The 18,621-nt window shown below is 41.6% G+C and carries 14 protein-coding genes and 1 pseudogene; all 15 read left to right on the forward strand.

The features are described from left to right. The first annotated feature begins 23 nt into the window (after nucleotides 1-23). Entirely contained in the window at nucleotides 24-1,946 is a 1,923-nt protein-coding gene (locus ACVR1G_RS03605; protein ID WP_447451833.1) for a BglG family transcription antiterminator, read from the forward strand. Nucleotide 1,947: 1 nt separating this feature from the next. Further along, complete coding sequence (locus tag ACVR1G_RS03610) at nucleotides 1,948-2,412, forward strand: PTS sugar transporter subunit IIA (RefSeq protein WP_447451834.1); 465 nt, start codon at nucleotides 1,948-1,950, stop codon at nucleotides 2,410-2,412. A gap of 13 nt (nucleotides 2,413-2,425) precedes the next feature. Beyond that, entirely contained in the window at nucleotides 2,426-2,740 is a 315-nt protein-coding gene (locus ACVR1G_RS03615) for a PTS fructose transporter subunit IIB (RefSeq protein WP_447451835.1), read from the forward strand. A 21-nt stretch (nucleotides 2,741-2,761) separates the two neighbouring features. Next, nucleotides 2,762-3,820, forward strand: coding sequence for a PTS fructose transporter subunit IIC (locus tag ACVR1G_RS03620; protein WP_447451836.1), 1,059 nt, complete (start codon nucleotides 2,762-2,764; stop codon nucleotides 3,818-3,820). After that, nucleotides 3,813-5,087 (forward strand): class II D-tagatose-bisphosphate aldolase non-catalytic subunit, encoded by a 1,275-nt coding sequence (locus ACVR1G_RS03625; RefSeq protein ID WP_447451837.1) that lies wholly within the window; start codon nucleotides 3,813-3,815, stop codon nucleotides 5,085-5,087. Before ACVR1G_RS03620 ends, ACVR1G_RS03625 begins: the two co-directional genes overlap by 8 nt. Nucleotides 5,088-5,099: 12 nt before the next feature. Then, a complete protein-coding gene (fsa, locus tag ACVR1G_RS03630; RefSeq protein ID WP_447451838.1) occupies nucleotides 5,100-5,747 on the forward strand; it encodes a fructose-6-phosphate aldolase in 648 nt (215 codons plus the stop codon). 4 nt (nucleotides 5,748-5,751) lie between these two features. Further along, a complete protein-coding gene (locus ACVR1G_RS03635; RefSeq protein ID WP_447451839.1) occupies nucleotides 5,752-6,450 on the forward strand; it encodes an HAD family hydrolase in 699 nt (232 codons plus the stop codon). Between the two features lie 107 nt (nucleotides 6,451-6,557). Further along, nucleotides 6,558-8,543: a transketolase gene (gene tkt / locus ACVR1G_RS03640; RefSeq protein WP_447451840.1), complete on the forward strand. Its 1,986-nt coding sequence runs from the start codon at nucleotides 6,558-6,560 to the stop codon at nucleotides 8,541-8,543. Between the two features lie 644 nt (nucleotides 8,544-9,187). Further along, a complete protein-coding gene (locus tag ACVR1G_RS03645; protein ID WP_447451841.1) occupies nucleotides 9,188-9,922 on the forward strand; it encodes an ABC transporter ATP-binding protein in 735 nt (244 codons plus the stop codon). A gap of 2 nt (nucleotides 9,923-9,924) precedes the next feature. After that, a complete protein-coding gene (locus ACVR1G_RS03650) occupies nucleotides 9,925-11,523 on the forward strand; it encodes a hypothetical protein (RefSeq protein ID WP_447451842.1) in 1,599 nt (532 codons plus the stop codon). A 260-nt stretch (nucleotides 11,524-11,783) separates the two neighbouring features. Further along, a complete protein-coding gene (gene rsmH, locus ACVR1G_RS03655; RefSeq protein WP_447451843.1) occupies nucleotides 11,784-12,734 on the forward strand; it encodes a 16S rRNA (cytosine(1402)-N(4))-methyltransferase RsmH in 951 nt (316 codons plus the stop codon). Nucleotides 12,735-12,744: 10 nt separating this feature from the next. Next, nucleotides 12,745-13,080 (forward strand): cell division protein FtsL, encoded by a 336-nt coding sequence (gene ftsL / locus ACVR1G_RS03660; protein ID WP_447451844.1) that lies wholly within the window; start codon nucleotides 12,745-12,747, stop codon nucleotides 13,078-13,080. A gap of 3 nt (nucleotides 13,081-13,083) precedes the next feature. Beyond that, nucleotides 13,084-15,342, forward strand: a complete 2,259-nt coding sequence (gene pbp2x / locus ACVR1G_RS03665; protein ID WP_447451845.1) for a penicillin-binding protein PBP2X — start codon at nucleotides 13,084-13,086, stop codon at nucleotides 15,340-15,342. 1 nt (nucleotide 15,343) lies between these two features. Then, a complete protein-coding gene (gene mraY / locus ACVR1G_RS03670; protein WP_447451846.1) occupies nucleotides 15,344-16,357 on the forward strand; it encodes a phospho-N-acetylmuramoyl-pentapeptide-transferase in 1,014 nt (337 codons plus the stop codon). Nucleotides 16,358-16,643: 286 nt separating this feature from the next. Continuing rightward, nucleotides 16,644-18,572: pseudogene (locus ACVR1G_RS03675) on the forward strand (GBS Bsp-like repeat-containing protein); the annotation flags it as partial. Nucleotides 18,573-18,621: the final 49 nt, after the last annotated feature.

The following is an 18,621-nucleotide window of genomic DNA, read 5'->3' on the forward strand; positions in this document are numbered from 1 at the left end:
GAGAGCTAGAAAGGAGGGATAAGGTGTTAAATAAGCGTCAAGAAGATATTCTCCACTATATTGAAGACGGCAGGGAATATGTAACAATCGAAACAATTGCTAATAATTGTGGCTTATCCAAGCGGACAATCCATTCAGAGTTGCAAGCTGTTTCGAATTATCTTGAACAAGAAGGAAGGCATCTAGAGAAAAAACGCGGTGTCGGAATCACTATAAAAGATAATCTGGAAAAAAGTTTTGACCGAAAAAGTGAGACTATTTCGCCTGATGTTAGTGATGTCTTGGAACGCCGTATGGAAATTATGCGATGTCTGCTTTTCGATAATAAATATCTTACTTATCAATACCTGTCTGATCTATTTTTTGTCAGTAAAACTTCTATTGTCAAAGATTTTGAATTTATTATGTCAGTTTTAGGTGCAGATTCAGCTGTCTCTTTGACAAGCAATCGGCATGGTACCAAGTTACAAGGGACAGAAGCTGATTTTCAAACGGCTATGCTTCAGTTTAATCGCTTTGTCATGTCACATGCTGAAATTTATGCAGACGACATGCTGCATAAAAATATTGATATTTTGTCCATCTACTATGGCGATGATATTGTAAAAACTTGTAAAAATATTTTCTATTCCTATATCAGGAAGTACTCAAACGTTATATCTGATCACTATGTTCAAAATGTTTTGAGTATCTTTATTATCTTAACTTACCGCAGCAGTGAGGATAATCATCACTTGGCAGCGGACAATCCCAACAAAGTATCCGAAAAATTTTTTGAAGACAGTGCAGAGGCTATTTTAGATAAGGTGACACTGAGACTGGGGATTCATTTTACGAGCGAGGATAAGCAATTCTTTTCTAAACATTTAGTTTTAAATCGTTTTGAAGGAGTAACAGGCGGTTCGCAGTTTACGGAGTTTGCAGATAGATTATTGCAAAGAATGACCGATAGCCTAAAAATCGATTTTTTAAGCGATGAAAAACTAGTCAAACAGTTAAAGGATCACATTCCGGCCATGATGTACCGCCTGCAGTCTAATATGACAGTGGAAAACCCATTTACTTCTCAGATTAAACGAGAATTCTCCTTGATGTTTAATCTTATTTCGATGGTGATTGTTGAGATTGAAAGTGATTATCAGGTTGTTTTTAATGAAAATGAAATTGCTTTTTTGACAACTTACTTCCAATCGGCTATTGAGCGAGCCAAAATCAACAAAAGAATTTTAGTTGTCTGCCAGATGGGAATTGCTACATCAGAATTGCTAGTCAATAGAATCAAGAAGGCCTTACCTTCTATAGATACGATTGAACTATCTTCTGTAGCAGAATTGGAGTATCTTGATATTACTGTCTATGATTTTGTCATCTCCACGGTGCATTTGGACATTCCTGATAAGAATATTATCTTCGTCTCACCTTTTTTAACAAAAAATGATATTGAAAGAATTAAGGCAGCGGGTTATACGCCAAGTCTTCTTCCCTACAGTCAGGCTGTTAGTCAGTTTCATCATCTATTTGGAAAGTTATCAGAAGACAGCATTCTATTGAATACAGCTTTTGAAGACCGAAAGGGCCTTTTTAAAGAGTTTGGTCGTTATCTGGTAGAGAAGGGATACGTAGCTCCAGAATTTATTGGGGATTTATTTCATAGAGAGCAATTAGGTGCTACGGATTTACCTGTTGGTGTCGCTATTCCTCACGGAAACCCTCAACATATTAAACAAACCCAGATTTTCCTGCTGCGAAATAAGAAAAAAATCAGGTGGGATAAGTATCAAGTAGATATTATTTTTATGATTTGCGTGTGCAAAGATGATCTTATACTAACAAGGGGAATCTTGACTGATATTTATAACATTATTGATAATCCCAAATTATTAAAATTAATTCGGCATGAGAATCAGTCATCTAAATTATTGAAACATTTGCAGGGAGGACATTAAAATGAGTGAAATTCAAGCATCTTTAAAAGATGTTGTCAGTAAAAATCTAATCTTTTTAGATGATGATTTTCAAAAACCATATCAGGTTTTAGATTATATTAGTACTCAGGCAAAAAAACATGGTTATATTGATAACCGAGACAGCTTTTTGACAGCTGTTCAAGAGCGAGAAAGAGAAGTCGCAACAGCGATTGGTTATCTTGTTGCAATCCCGCACGGGAAAACCAGTGCGGTCACCTCTCCCTTTATTGCCTTTATGCGTTTAAAGCACATGATCCATTGGGGAGATGAACCAGTCAGATTAGTTTTCTTGATTGGAGTGCCTGAATCTGAGGCAGGCAAGCTTCACTTAAGATTTATCTCTCAGCTGAGTAAAAGGTTATTGGATGAGGAATTTAGAAATCGGTTGCTTGAGCAAGATACATTGGAAAATGTATATAAGCAGTTAACATCTATTGATATTTAAGGAGGTGGTTCATATGAAAGTTGTGGCCGTAACAGCTTGTCCAACAGGTGTAGCTCATACCTATATGGCTCAAGAGGCTATTGAAAAAGAGTGTAGAAAACGTGGTTATGATGTCAAGGTTGAGACGCAAGGCAGTATGGGGATAGAAAACGAACTTGATCAGGATGACGTAGCCAATGCTGATGTTGTTATTTTGGCAGTAGCTATTGGGATTGATGGACTGGAACGTTTTGAAGAAAAGGAGGATAAGGGGAAAGTTCTTAATATTGATCCAAGTGAGGTCATTAAACATCCTGCTGAAGCGCTTGATACCGCAGAAAAACTATAAAAGTACTAGGAGGAGGCTAGTATGAGTAAAGAAAACAAATTGTGGAAGGACTTACAAAAAGCTTTTAATACTGGGGTGTCCTACATGTTACCTGCGGTAGTCGTAGGCGGTATTTTCTTAGCTATTGCTCTTGGGACAGGGAAAACCGGAGATTCTGGGATAGAAGTGTCTAATCAATTTATGAAGAATCTCAATGATCTAGGTAGTGCAGGTTTTGCCATGATGATTCCGATTTTATCAGGCTATATTGCTTATTCTATTGCGGGAAAGCCTGGTCTAGCTCCGGCTATGATCCTAGGTTATGTGGCTAATAATCCTATCGGGTCGGAACAGGTCCAAACGGGATTCTTAGGAGCTATGCTAATGGGGGTAGCTTCGGGTTATTTTGTCAAATGGTGTAAAACGTGGAAGGTACCAAGTACGATAAAAACTATTATGCCCATTTTGATTGTTCCCGTTATTACAACCTTTGTATTGGGGATGATTTATATCTACATTGTTTCAGTGCCTATAGGTATAGCAATGGATTGGCTGGTTGATACTTTAAGTAGTCTTCAGGGGGGCAGTGCCCTTATCCTTGGGCTAATCCTTGGCGCCATGACAGCAGTGGATATGGGCGGACCAATCAATAAGACAGCGACTGCTTTCACCCTCGCTCTTATGGCAGAAGGTGTGTACGCACCCAATGGTGCTCACCGCATAGCAGTGGCCATTCCACCCTTGGCTTTGGCGATCTCAACTATTGTCGATCGTAAAAAATATACAGCTGAGGATAAGGATCTTGGTATTTCTGCCTTGTTCATGGGAGTAATTGGTATCACGGAAGGTGCCATTCCTTTTGCTATTAAAGACATTAAGCGTGTTTTACCTGCTATTATTGCGGGGAGCGCTGTAGGAGGTGCTCTTGGAATGGTCAATGGTGTTGAAGCTTTAGTGCCTCACGGTGGCCTTATCATTTTACCTGTTGTCAATGGGAAGCTTTGGTATGTGCTTGCTATGTTGATTGGAACTTTGGTATCAGTTCTTATCTTACATTTTGTGAAACCCAATTTAGAAGAAACGGAGAAGAAAAATGGATAAATTACCTATTAAAACAGTTGTTCAAGGACTTTTAGATTTACAAGCTACTGGTGACAGTGCCACAATTTTAGGAGTTGGCCCAATGTCAAAAAATTGTGTACAGGCGACTCTTGAACTCTCACAGGAAGATGACTACCCGGTTATGTTTATTGCTAGTCGTAATCAGGTAGACGCAGATGCGCTGGGAGGAGGCTATGTTAATGGCTGGAATCAGTTTACATTTGCTCAAGCAGTGGCCGAAGTAGCTGAGGAAATAAAATATGACAACCTTTATTATCTTTGCCGTGATCATGGTGGACCATGGCAGCGAGATAAAGAGCGTAATGATCATCTTCCCGTTGATGAAGCTATGGAACTTGGTAAAAAATCATATATAGCTGATATTGAAGCAGGTTTTGATCTTCTGATGATTGATCCTACTAAGGACCCATTTGAAATCGGTAAGGTCATCCCACTTGATGTTGTTTTGAAACGAACAGTTGAACTTATTGAATTCTGCGAACAGGAACGAAAGGCTCGCCATTTGCCAGAAATCGGTTATGAGGTTGGTACTGAAGAGACAAATGGAGGTTTGACCTCTACGGAAACATATGAAACTTTTATCATTCAGCTTCGCGAAGAATTGAATAAGCGCCAATTACCGATGCCTACCTTTATAGTTGGTCAAACTGGGACCCTAACACGTAAAACAGAACAGGTTGGTCACTTCAACTTTAAAAATGCTGTTGATCTATCACAGATGGCCAAAAAGTACGGCGTAGGATTGAAGGAACATAACGGAGACTACCTTGATGATGTCACTCTTCTGGAACATATTCCTTCTCATGTGACAGCTACCAATGTTGCGCCACAATACGGGACAGAAGAAACACGCGCTTATTTGAATTTGGCTAAAGTTGAAGCAAAATTAGTTGAGTATGGCCTAGTTAAGGAAGCTTCTAATATCCGTGAAGTTCTTCTTGTTCATGCTATTAAGAGCGAACGTTGGAGAAAATGGATGGTTGGGGATCAAACGAAGTTAACTGTTGACGAAATCCTAAAAGGTGATAAGGAGCTTCAAGAGGAGATTCTTGATATTGCGGGTCACTATACCTTTAATGATGATGAAGTTAAGGCTGAGATTGATAAATTATATGCTAATTTATCGGCCCATGATATTGATGGCAAGCGCTATGTTATCGATCATATTAAACGTCCAATACGGGACTATGCAGAATGTTACAATCTAAAAGGTGTAACAAACCGTATTAGAAATTTGTCAAAATAGTGGGGGAAGGTTATGAAGTTTTTCCTAGATACTGCGAATGTTGAACAGATCAAACAGATTGATGAGCTTGGTGTTGTTGATGGTGTCACAACCAATCCAACTATTATTTCGCGTGAAGGTCGTGATTTTGAAGAAGTTATTAAGGAAATTTGTGGTATCGTTTCTGGTCCAGTAAGTGCCGAAGTCACAAGTATAAGAGCTGATGACATGATTTTAGAAGCCAGAACCCTCTCCCAGTGGGCTCCTAATGTGGTTGTTAAAATACCGATGACGGCAGAAGGACTAAAAGCGGCTAAAGTTTTGTCCAAAGAGAAGATCAAAACGAACCTCACATTGATCTTCACGGTTTCGCAAGGATTAATGGCTATGAAAGCGGGGGCAACTTTTATTAGTCCTTTTGTCGGACGTTTAGAAGATACCGGAGCCGACGCCTATCAGTTAATCGCTGATTTACGCTCCATTATTGATCGTTACGATTTTAAAACTGAGATTATTGCGGCTAGTATTAGGAATACCAAGCATGTGGAATCAGTAGCAAAATTGGGGGCTCATATAGCGACTATTCCAGATAATTTGTTTATAAAAATGACGGAGCATCCTTTAACTAAGAGCGGACTTGAAACGTTTTTGAGTGATTGGAAATTATTTAAAAGGAAGTAAGACCATGCTCGCTTTGTATTTTGATGTAGATGATACTTTATATGATCAGTCTGTCCCTTTTCGGCGTGCCTTTTGTAAAAATTTTTCCTTTGATATTCCAATTGAAAGCTTGTATAAAGTCAGCCGAAGGTTAAGTGATACTGTTTTTGAACCATCAGAAAACGGGCAGATATCAATGCAAGAGATGCATATTTATCGTATCAAAGAGGCTCTAAAGAAATTTGGCTATCGTATTTCAGATGAAGAGGCGCTTAGATTTCAAAAAGATTATGAAAATTATCAAAAAAAGATTACGCTCTCTCCTCAAATCAAAGCTATGCTGGCTCAGTTAGCTGAAAGTGGTGTCACACTTGGAGTTATTACAAACGGTCCTAAAGGGCATCAGCAACAAAAGATTAAACAATTGGGCCTACAAGAATGGTTTTTATCGGAGCGTATTATTATTTCGTCAGACGTGGGTGTTGCAAAACCTGATCAGGCTATTTTTGATTTAGCTTATCATGCCATTTCTTTGCCTCTATCTCAATGTTATTATATTGGGGATTCTTTTGAAAATGATGTTAAAGGAGCCAAGGGGGCTGGCTGGAAATCGATCTGGTTTAACAGAAGGGACAATTCTCTTTTTGAAGGTGACCTAAGACCTGATAAGATTGTTTCAAGTGAGGAAGAATTGGCTAAAACAATCCTAGGATTGGTGCTATAGCAGCCTTTTGAAGTTTTTTATAAACGTTTTCAGAATATCTGATTTATTTATGATACAATAACGATATAGATTCTTATTCTTTTTTATATAGAAAGGTCGTTCCAGTCATGTCGTTTGATAATATTGATCAATTGGCGGTCAATACCGTCCGTTCACTGTCGATTGAAGCTATCCAAGCTGCTAATTCAGGTCACCCTGGTCTGCCAATGGGTGCTGCACCAATGGCTTATGTTTTGTGGAATCGCGTGATGAATGTGAATCCCAAAACTAGCCGTTCATGGAGCAATCGCGACCGCTTTGTTTTATCTGCTGGTCACGGTAGCGCCCTACTCTACAGTCTCTTGCACTTATCCGGTTATGCTGTCAGCATGGATGATTTGAAAAATTTCCGACAATGGGGTTCTAAGACGCCAGGCCACCCAGAAGTGGGACATACCGATGGTGTTGAAGCGACCACCGGTCCGCTCGGTCAGGGGATTGCTAACGCTGTTGGTATGGCTATGGCAGAAGCCCATCTAGCTGCTAAATTTAATAAGCCTGATTTTGATATTGTTGATCATTACACCTATGCTCTTAATGGTGATGGCTGCCTGATGGAAGGGGTTAGTCAGGAAGCAGCAAGTTTGGCAGGTCACCTCAAACTAGGTAAGCTGATCTTGCTCTACGATTCCAATGATATTTCCTTGGACGGCCCAACTTCAATGGCCTTTACCGAAGATATTAAGGGCAAATTTGAAGCTTATGGTTGGCAGCATATTTTAGTAGAAGATGGCAATGATCTTGAAGCTATCGAGACTGCTATTGCAGCTGCTAAGGCTGAAAAGGATAAGCCATCAATCATTGAAGTCAAAACAGTTATCGGTTTCGGTGCTGAAAAACAAGGAACGTCTGCTGTCCATGGGGCACCGCTAGGACAAGAAGGTATTGACTATGCTAAGAAAGCATGGGGCTATGATTACCCTGCCTTTACCGTACCTGATGAGGTTAAACGTCGCTTTGAAGTTGGAATCCAATTCCGCGGTGAAGCGGCTGAAAATGCTTGGAATACCAAGTTCAGTGAATATGAAAAAACCTATCCAGAACTGGCAGCTGAATATAAGGCGGCTTTTGCTGGTCAGCCCGAATCGGTTGAGCTGGAAGCTCATGAGCTTGGTACAGCAGTGGCTAGTCGGGTTTCTAGTCAATCTGCAATTCAGCAGATTTCTGCTCAAATTCCGCATTTCTGGGGTGGTTCAGCTGATTTATCAGCTTCTAACAATACTATGGTTAAAGATGAATCAGATTTCCAAGCTGATCATTACGCCGGCCGCAATATCTGGTTTGGTGTACGGGAATTTGCTATGGCAGCTGCTATGAATGGAATTGCTCTGCATGGCGGTACGCGTGTTTATGGCGGCACATTCTTTGTCTTCTCAAACTATCTCCTGCCAGCTGTTCGGATGGCTGCCTTGCAAAACCTGCCAACCGTCTATGTTATGACGCATGATTCAGTTGCCGTTGGTGAAGATGGCCCTACCCATGAGCCGGTTGAACAATTGGCTAGTGTCCGCTCCATGCCAAATCTGAATGTGATCCGGCCAGCTGATGGTAACGAGACCAACGCTGCTTGGCAGCGAGCTTTGGCTGAAACTGACCGTCCAACCATGTTGGTTCTGACCCGTCAAGGCTTGCCTGTTTTAGAGGGTACCAAAGAAAAGGCAGCAGATGGTATCAACAAGGGGGCTTATGTCCTGTCAGAAGCCAAGGGTGATTTGGATGGTATCATTATTGCGACTGGTTCTGAAGTGAAGTTGGCTTTGGATACACAGGCTGCTCTGGAAGCTGAAGGCAAACACGTGCGTGTGGTTTCCATGCCAGCACAAAATATTTTTGATGAGCAAGATGCCACCTACAAAGAAAGGGTTCTCCCAGCGGCTGTAACCAAACGTTTGGCGATTGAAGCTGGTGCGAGCTTGGGCTGGGGTAAATATGTCGGCCTAGCAGGCAAGACCTTGACCATTGATACTTGGGGAGCTTCGGCACCAGGTGGCAAAATCTTTGAGGAGTATGGTTTTACAGTTGATAATGCCAAAAAACTCTACGATTCCTTGTAAAATAAGCTTTTTATTCTAACATATGGAAAAAAGCTAATATTTGAAAGAGAGTGGGACTCAATCAGTAATCGTGGTAAAATCACGATTTTGATTTTCCTCGCTCTTTTATTTTAAGGCTCAGGCCTCTGCCACTTTCCTGTTTTTAGGTGGCAAGCTTTGGCAGTCTATCCTCAGACTGCCAAACTCCACTGGAGCATTTTGACCCTTGTTTTACAAGCTTTATTTCTCAATTAAAAAGGCCTACTAGACCTTTTTAACCCACCTCCGTATAGCCCCAAAGGTCCGGGGGACCTTTGGAGGTTGGAAATAAGATGATTTAACGTTCATAGAATTGGCTATCCACCACTGCGCCTAGCAAATAAAATTGACCAAATAAATAGGGCTGAGAACTTTTGTCTCAACCTCTTTTTTGGTTGACAAAAATCTGTAACGAATTATAATAGAGCTTGTAATGTTTCTATAGTACAATATTTGAAGTGTAAAATTAACTTGGTCAAATTCTTAAAAGTCTGAGGGAAAAACTATGACTATGTTGACTGGCTTTAATGAGACTATAGGGGTGATTGATCTGCAGTAGACACTGTTTTATCTGCAAATGGATTGCCCTTGTATTGTTATAGATTTAGCATCAAAAGGAGACTGTTATGATTGAATTTCAGCATATATCAAAAGTATATGGTGATAAAGAAGCATTGGGTGACTTGAACTTGACCATTAATAATGGCGAAATTTTTGGTCTAATTGGCCATAATGGAGCGGGAAAAACAACGACAATCAGTATTTTAACTTCTATTATTGAAGCAAGTTATGGTGATGTCCTAGTAGATGGGCAGCTTTTGTCGGCAAACCGTGATGCTATCAAGCGTAAGATTGCCTATGTTCCAGATTCACCGGATATCTTTCTCAACCTCTCGGCCAAGGAATACTGGCATTTTTTAGGTAAGGTTTATGGATTGGAGTATGTTCAGGTAGAAGAGAGAATTGCTGAATTAGCGCAGTTATTTGACTTGACTGAGCAGCAAAATGATATTATTGATAGCTTTTCACACGGTATGCGTCAGAAGGTCATTGTTATAGGGGCTCTGGTTGTTCGTCCGGAGATTTGGATTTTAGATGAGCCTCTGACAGGTCTCGATCCGCAGGCATCTTTTGATCTTAAAGAGATGATGAAAAAGCATGCGACCGATGGGAAGACAGTCCTCTTTTCAACCCATGTCTTGCAGGTAGCTGAACAGCTGTGCGATCGCATCGGCATTCTTAAGCAGGGTAAGCTTATCTTTGTTGGAACCTTGGATGAGCTCAAAGCTAACCATCCCGATAAGAATTTGGAGACGATTTATTTAGAGATGGCTGGCCGTCATACAGAAGAGGAGGAATAGGGATGTCTTGGTCAACAATATGGGAATTGGTAAAAATCAATATTCTTTATTCTAATCCGCAATCTATGACCCAGATTAAAAAGAAGCGGGAGAGAAATCCAAATAAAACTTACTCTTCTTACAAAGCGGTAATTCGTCAGCAGTTGCTTTTGATAGTAGTTTTTACTTTTATTTTTCTTTTCAATTTTGCGACGGTCAATTTCAAGGACTATCCGGGCCTTTTTAGCCAATATGTAGCTTCCTTTTTTGTCATGGCTGTTTTCTATGGCTTTTCAGCTATGTATTCCATCTTTTATGACAGCAAGGATTTGGTACTCTATGCGCCGTTGCCTATCAGACAATCCGAGATTTATGTCGCCAAGGTTATCTCGTCACTGGGCATGGGAGGTATGTTTTTGGTGCCTATGCTGGCCTTGTTTGGCATTGCCTATTGGGAAATAATAGGTCCCTTGGGGATTATTTTAGCCTTATGTAATTTTTTACTTTTATTTGCTAGCTGTATCACTCTTTCTCTTGTTATCAATCATTTGATAGGACGTTTAGCTGTTCGAAGTGCTCGCCGCAAACTCTTTTCGAGCCTACTAATGGTTATTACAACGGTTGCTTGGCTGGCCATCTGGATTTTTCTAAACTTTAGCTCGACTCATTACGAGGTAGGCTCTAGTCGATCGGACAGTTCCTTGTGGCCATATTTTCGGGGATTTTATGATATTGCTGTCCGGCCATTCAGTTTGGAGAGTCTTTTAAATTTTTATCTGCCAATCGTGTTGGTCTTGCTTTTGCTCTTAGGTCTTGTCAAGGTAATGGTTCCGCGCTTTTATCAGGAAACTCTCTATAGCGGTGCTATTCAGGCTTCCAGTCGCAAGAAAAAAGCTTATCAGGATCGTAGTCTGACAAAACTGCTTGTGAGGCATCATTTAGCTACCTTGCAAAATGGTCCTTTAATTATCCAGACTTACCTTTTGCCCCTGCTCTATCCTCTTATGCTACTAGTTCCGATGATGATTAGTGGCAAGGGGCCTCTGCGTCACATCCCTCTGACTTTTTTTGGCGTTGTTTGGCTGGCTGGAATGATTGTGGGCTTGATGTCAGTTAATCCCACAAGTTTTATAGGAGTTGCTCTGTCTTTGGAAAAGGAAGATTATTTTATGTTTAGGGCTCTGCCTTTAAATTTCAAGGCTTTTGCTAGGCAAAAGTATTTGGTTCTGGCAGCTGTGCAAGTCTGCCTGCCAGCTTTCGTCCTCCTTGTTGTTAGTTTGTTAGCTGGTCTTTCTCCAGGGCTATTGCTCAGTTTTCTTGCGGCTTACCTCCTGACAGCCTTTGTTGTGGGACAAATTTTTTACAGCAGGGATTACAGGTTACTGGTCTTGAACTGGCAAGACATCACCCAGCTTTTTCAGCGTGGAGGCGGACAGATTTTGGTCGCTACCTTGATTTTTGGTGCTATACTGCTAGGTATTCCTCTGGTATTTATAGCTTATATCCTAGCACAGTACACCAATCCAGCCATCGTTAGTTTGATTTTGGTTATTATTGGTTTAGGTCTGCTGGGAATTGTACAATTGATTATGAACCGTAGATTTTGGAAAAACTTAGCTTAGTTTATTAAAAAATAAGGAGAAGCCTTGGTTCAGGGCTTCTTTTTGGCTTTTTCTATCACTTGTCGAGACTACCAATCTTTTTCAAAAAATATTTTCTAAGGTAACTATTAATTTAGAGGAAAGCTTTGATTTTCTTGGTGTATGAGAGGGGGTGGCGTGCTCGATATGTGAGATTTGTGGATGAATGGACTGAAGCCGCTATGTCAGACAGCAAAAGATTATTGGGGCACATCTGTGTAATTTATGGTAAAATAAAAGTTATGACAAATGAATTTCATCATGTGACGGTACTCCTTCATGAAGCCGTAGATATGTTAGATATTAAACCTGACGGGATTTATGTCGATGCAACCTTGGGTGGCGCTGGACACAGTTCTTACTTGCTGTCAAAATTAAACTCCAAGGGACATCTCTACTGTTTTGATCAGGACCAAAAGGCAATTAATCATGCTAAGACCAGTCTGAAAGAGTACACTGAGAAGGGCATGGTGACTTTCATCAAAGATAATTTCCGTCATTTAAAAACTCGCTTAAATCAGCAAGGGGTGGAAGAAATTGACGGAATTTTATATGACCTAGGGGTTTCCAGTCCTCAACTTGACGAGCGTGAGCGTGGCTTTTCCTATAAGAAGGCAGCGCCTCTGGACATGCGGATGAATCAGGAAGCCAGTCTCACAGCTTATGATGTGGTTAATACCTATGATTATCGAGAGCTGGTGCGAATCTTTTTTCGATATGGTGAAGATAAATTCTCTAAACAAGTTGCCCGTAAAATTGAACAAGCGCGTGCAATCAAGCCCATAGAGACCACGACTGAGCTGGCTGAGGTGATTAAATCAGCCAAACCAGCTAAGGAGCTGAAAAAAAAAGGACATCCGGCCAAGCAAATTTTTCAGGCCATTCGCATTGAGGTCAATGATGAGCTGGGGGCGGCTGAAGAGTCACTTCAAGCGGCACTAGAACTCTTGAGTGTTGGTGGAAGAATTTCAGTAATTACTTTCCATTCTTTAGAAGATCGTCTGACTAAGCAGCTTTTTAAAGAGGCGGCGACGGTAGACGTCCCTAAGGGACTACCCTTTATTCCGGATGACTTGCAGCCCACTGTCGAGTTGGTTAATCGCAAGCCTATTTTACCGTCAAAGGCAGAGATGACTGATAATAATCGTGCGCATTCGGCTAAGCTACGAGTTGCTCAAAAAATTCGAAAGTAGAGAGATAAATATGGCTAATAACAATCAGGAAGAAAGGGCTGTCAAAGAGGCTTTTCAGCGGCGTTTTCGTAAATTTTCCCGTCTAGAGGTCGCTTTTTACGGCTCTATCATTTTGACAGCTGTTTTGATGGCAGTGGGGATTATTTATTTGCAAAGCCGCAATCTCCAAGTCAAACAGCAGATCACTGAAATCAACAGTCAGATTAGTGATGCTGAAACTGATTTAAATAATGCCAAACAGGAAGTTAATGAATTGACCCGTTCAGAGCGGATTTCAGAGATTGCACAAAAGGCAGGTCTGACTATTGATAATTCTAATCTTGGGAATGTTGGGAGTAACGAATAGGACATGAAAAATCTGATCAATCGATTTCTGTCTTTTGTAACCAGGGATCGCCGTGGCCCTAGGGCTAATCGTGAGCGTGTCGGTCAAAATTTGATGATTACGACAGTTTTCATCTTTTTTGTCTTTATTATTAATTTTGCCATTATTATTGGAACGGATCGAAAGTTTGGTGTCGACCTGTCCAAAAAGGCTAGGGATGTCTACCAGATGACAGTGACGAAGGCGGCCAAACGCGGGACTATCTATGACCGTAATGGCAATGTCATTGCCGAAAATTCGACGACCTATACGGTCTATGCTATTATTGATAAAAAATATGTCTCGGCTTCTGATGAAAAGCTTTATGTCCAAGACGATAAATTTGATGCTTTGGCTGACATATTGAATAAGCAGATTGGCATTGATAAAGACTATGTTGAAAAGCAGCTGAATCAGAAAGATCTTACTCAGGTCTATTTTGGTTCCAAGGGAAGTAATCTTTCCTACAGTACTATGAAAGCTATCCAAGATGAGGCTAAAAAAGCAGGTATTAAAGGAATTGATTTTGATTCTAGTGCCAGTCGCCTTTACCCGAATGGAACTTTTGCTTCGGAGTTCATTGGAATTGCACAGAGCCATAATGGTAATAAGGGTGACGCGACCTTGGTAGGAACCACTGGTCTGGAAGCTTCGATGAATGATATTTTGTCAGGGACAGATGGCAAGGTTACCTATGAAAAGGACGAGAATGGTAATATCTTGTTTGGAACTGGTAAAAATGTCAAAAAGACAGTCGATGGGCGTGATGTTTATACAACGCTGGACGCTACCTTGCAAAACTATCTAGAAACCCAGATGAATACCTTTATGGATGAGGTTGGACATGCGACTGATGCCGGTGCGACCTTGGTCAATGCTGAGACTGGTGAGATCTTAGCGACTACTCAGCGCCCCACTTATAATGCAGATACTCTACAGGGAATGAGTAAAGATGAGGGGTATAACTGGCTTAACTTGCTCTATGGTACTAACTATGAGCCAGGCTCGACGATGAAGGTTATGCTGCTGGCTTCGGCGCTCAATGAAGGAGCTTTCAATCCTAATCAAACCTATTATAATGGTGATGGAATTACTATCGCCGATACAACTATTAATGACTGGGCTGTCAACAATGGGACATCAGCTGGTCAGACCATGACCTTAGCACAAGGCTTTTCCTACTCCTCCAACGTTGGTATGACAATTTTGGAGCAGCAATTAGGAAATTCAACTTGGGGAAGTTATCTTTCTAAGTTCCGTTTTGGTCTACCGACGCGGTTTGGAATGGCTGATGAGGAGTCAGGTTCTGTTTCATTGAATAATGAGGTGACAGCAGCTATGTCGGCCTTTGGTCAAGGGGTTTCAGTAACTGAAACCCAGATGCTACGGGCTTTTTCGGCAGTGGCTAATGATGGGGTCATGTTAGAGCCGCGTTTTATCAGTCAAATTTATAATTCGGATAACAATACTAGTCGGGTTGGTTCAACTGAAGTTGTTGGGAATCCTGTATCCGCTGAGGCTGCTAGTCAAACACGTGATTATATGGTTGATGTTGGAACGGATCCAGACTATGGTACGCTTTATTCAGCTACAACTGGCGGACCTGTGATTAAGGTCGGTGATTATCCTGTAGCTGTGAAATCAGGTACCGCTCAATATGCTGCTGAAAACGGTGGTTATGAACAAGGGGAATTTAGTTATATTTACTCCGTTGTAGCCATGGTGCCATCGGATAATCCTAAATTTATCATGTATGTTACCCTGAAAAAGCCAGAAAGATTTAGCGCAGTTTACTGGGCAGATGTGGTGAATCCAGTATTAGAACAGGCCATGCTTATGCAGGACGAATTAGCTTCTCCATCAATGACTTCTCAAGCCCCTAAAGAAACGGGTTATAAAATGCCCAATTTCAATGGCAAAAATGCTGGTGATGCAGCAGTGACCCTGAGGCAGAACCTTGTCCATGTTGTGTCATTAGGAACGGGCAGCAAGGTCAAGAAGACCTCGGCAAGTACTGGCGCCAGCCTTGATGCCGGCAGTCAGGTGCTTATTTTGACTGATAAGATTAAGGAACTGCCCGATATGTATGGTTGGACTAAAGAAAATGTAAAAACCTTTGCCGACTGGATGGGGATCAAGGTGTCCTTTAAAGGCTCAGATTCGGGCACAGTGACTCAGCAGAACATTGATACTGGAACTAAGCTAAAAAAAGTTAAAAAATTAACCATTACACTAGGAGACTAATATGTTAACTATTTTATTAGCAGGCCTTATCGCTTTTGTCTTGACAGTGATTGCCATGCCCTTCTTTATTAAAGTTTATCAAGCCAAGAAGATTGCCGGTCAGCAGATGCATGAGGATGTTAAGCAGCATTTAGCTAAGGCTGGAACCCCGACTATGGGTGGAACGGTTTTTATCGTGACAGCGACACTGGTCACCCTGTGTTTTTCAAGTATCAGTCTCTTTAAGGAAGCTCCCTTTGGGGCGACAGCTGGTATTCTATCAGTAGTTGTTATTTATGGTATTATCGGTTTTTTAGACGATTTTTTGAAGATCTTTAAAAAAATTAATGAGGGACTAACTCCTTGGCAAAAGATGGCCTTGCAAATTATTGCTGGTTTGATTTTCTATTTCGTTCATGTCCGTCCGAGCGGTACGAATGCTATCAATATTTTTGGTTATCACCTCCATGTTGGTATCCTCTACTTAGCTTTTGTTCTCTTTTGGGTTGTTGGCTTCTCTAATGCAGTCAACCTCACTGACGGTATTGATGGTTTAGCTTCCGTATCGGTTGCTATCAGTTTAGCAGCGTATGGTGTAGTTGCTTATGTCCAAAGACAGCCGGATATTCTTCTCCTAATTGTGGTTATGATTGGAGCCTTAATTGGTTTCTTCGTTTTCAATCATAAGCCGGCCAAGGTCTTTATGGGAGATGTAGGCAGTTTGGCTCTCGGCGCTATGCTGGCCTCTATTTCTATCGCTTTGCGTCAAGAGTGGACCCTGTTGTTGATCGGTTTTGTTTATGTATTTGAAACCGCCTCTGTGATGTTGCAAGTAGCTTATTTCAAATACACTAAGAAGAAATACGGTGAAGGCCGCCGAATTTTTCGCATGACTCCGTTCCATCATCATCTAGAGCTTGGTGGTCTTTCTGGCAAGTCAGGTCAGTGGAGTGAATGGAAGGTTGATGCCTTCTTATGGAGTGTTGGTGCCTGTTTCAGCCTAGCAACCCTTTTGATCTGGCTGGTGATTAAATGATACCAGAGATTTGTTATATAACTGCAGTTTATTACTGGAGTGAGTTGCTGAGCTAAAATCAAATTTTTGTTCTAGATAGTATGAAATCCTTGCTTGCAAATATTGATTTCATACTATTTTTTGCTATGAATTTTATTTTTAAGATAGAGGATAGATAAAATATTACAAAAAAATGACAGAATTACAATTATACATTGAAAACGTTTTCCCTTATTGTTATAATAAACCTAGATATTGACCTAGAATACTAATGGAGGCATATCTTAGTAAGAAAGGAGATTAATCCATGAAAAGGGATTCAATTTGGAATGAAAGACAGCGCTTTTCCATTCGTAAATATTCCTTTGGTGCGGCCTCAGTCCTAATCGGTGCTAGTTTATTCTTCGGCGGTCAAGTACTGGCTGATGAACAAGCAGTGCCAGCGGGTCAGCCACAAGACCAAACGGTTCAAACCACCGTTGCTGACCAGCCCGTTCAAAATGGGAATAGCTTAGCTTCTCAGGCAGAAGACAGTAACACTGCCGTCTTTTCAGACAAGGCATCTGTGTCTCAACAAGCTAGTCAGGATTCAGCTCAGGCCACGGCAGAAACGTCTGCTCCCACAGACGCTGTGATAAGTACTGCAGCAGCGCCAGCTAGGGTGGACACTGCCACCCAGACGGATGCTATACCCGCTCAGGTTGAGGCACAATCAGCGGTTCAAACGGTTAATGTCACCTCACAGCAGAACGAAAGTCTGGCACCGACTCAAGCAAAGCCAGCTGTGACGAGAGCGTCTGTGGCGACAACGGTTCAAGCGGTTGGCAAAGATATCCCAAGTTCAGGCTATTATACCTATCCAGAGCGTACAGAAGTCAAGAATAGTCCTTCTGCCAGCGCACCCCTCGCCTTTTACGCCAATGCTGGTGACCGTGTTTACTACGACCAAGTGCTCACTCAAGATGGCTATCAATGGCTGAGCTACAAGTCTTACAGCGGCATTCGCCGTTATGCCAATATTGCAAAGCTAGAGGTTAAGGAAGTTCCGGCACCTAAGACAGACAATCAGTCAGCAGGAGACAGCGAAACTACTTTTCCAACCCTGCAGCGCTACACCTTCGATCGGGAAGTCGCGGTTAAAAACGAAGCCAGGGCAGCCGCTAAGACAGAGTTCACCTTTACCAAAGGAGAAGGGGTTAACTATGATAAGGAACTCAAGGCCGATGGCTACAAGTGGATTTCCTATGTCTCCTACAGCGGTATCCGCCGCTATGTCATGCTGGACAAGCTGTCTAATTCTCAGCCATCAGAATCCAAACTGACCGGGCAAATCAGTGTTGAGAACCAAACTAACCAAGGCTTTGATGTCAGGATTTCCAATGTTTCAGACAGCAAGGGTATCTTAGCCGTCAAGGTGCCTATCTGGACGGACCGAAATGACCAAGATGATATCATCTGGTATGATGGCGTTAAGCAGGAAGATGGCACTTACAAGGTAGCTGTCAAACTGTCTGACCATAAGAATGAAACCGGCACCTACAATATCCACCTGTATTATGTTGAAACTGACGGAGCTATGAAAGGGGTTGCCGCACAACAGGTTAAGGTGGCTGAACCTCAAGTTACCAGAACCGGAACCCTCTCCTTTAGTAACAAGGATAACGGCGATTTCGATGTCATCGTTTCAAATGTTACCGACAGCCAAGGACTTAAGGCGGTTAAGGTGCCTGTCTGGACAGATAGGAATGACCAAGATGATATTATCTGGTATGATGGCATTAAACAGGCTGATGGGACCTACAAGGTCACCGTCAGAGTGTCCGACCATAAGAATGAAACAGGCCTCTATAATATCCATCTCTATTACCTAGAAAATGATGGCAAGCTGGTTGGCATAACAGGTCAGCAACATCAGCCAGAAGCTAAGAATATGGACAAACAAGTGACTGGGATCCTTGCCATTCAAAATCAGACTTCCGATGGTTTTGATGTCCTGATTACCAATGTGTCGAACAGCAAGGGTATTGTAGCAGTCAAGGTTCCTGTTTGGACTAGTAATCGAGGCCAGGATGATATTGTCTGGTATACAGCAGATAGACAGGCCGACAATAGTTATAAGGTGACTGTAAAACTGTCAGAACACCAGTATGAGACAGGTACCTATATGATTCATCTGTACTATGTTGACAATAATAATCAGCTGGTTGGTGTCACCGGAACAACGTATGAGGTGCCAGCTAGTGAGAATAAGGAGCAGGTGATGGTAACCAGTATCTATAAGGGAA

The organism is Streptococcus dentasini (assembly GCF_053206945.1).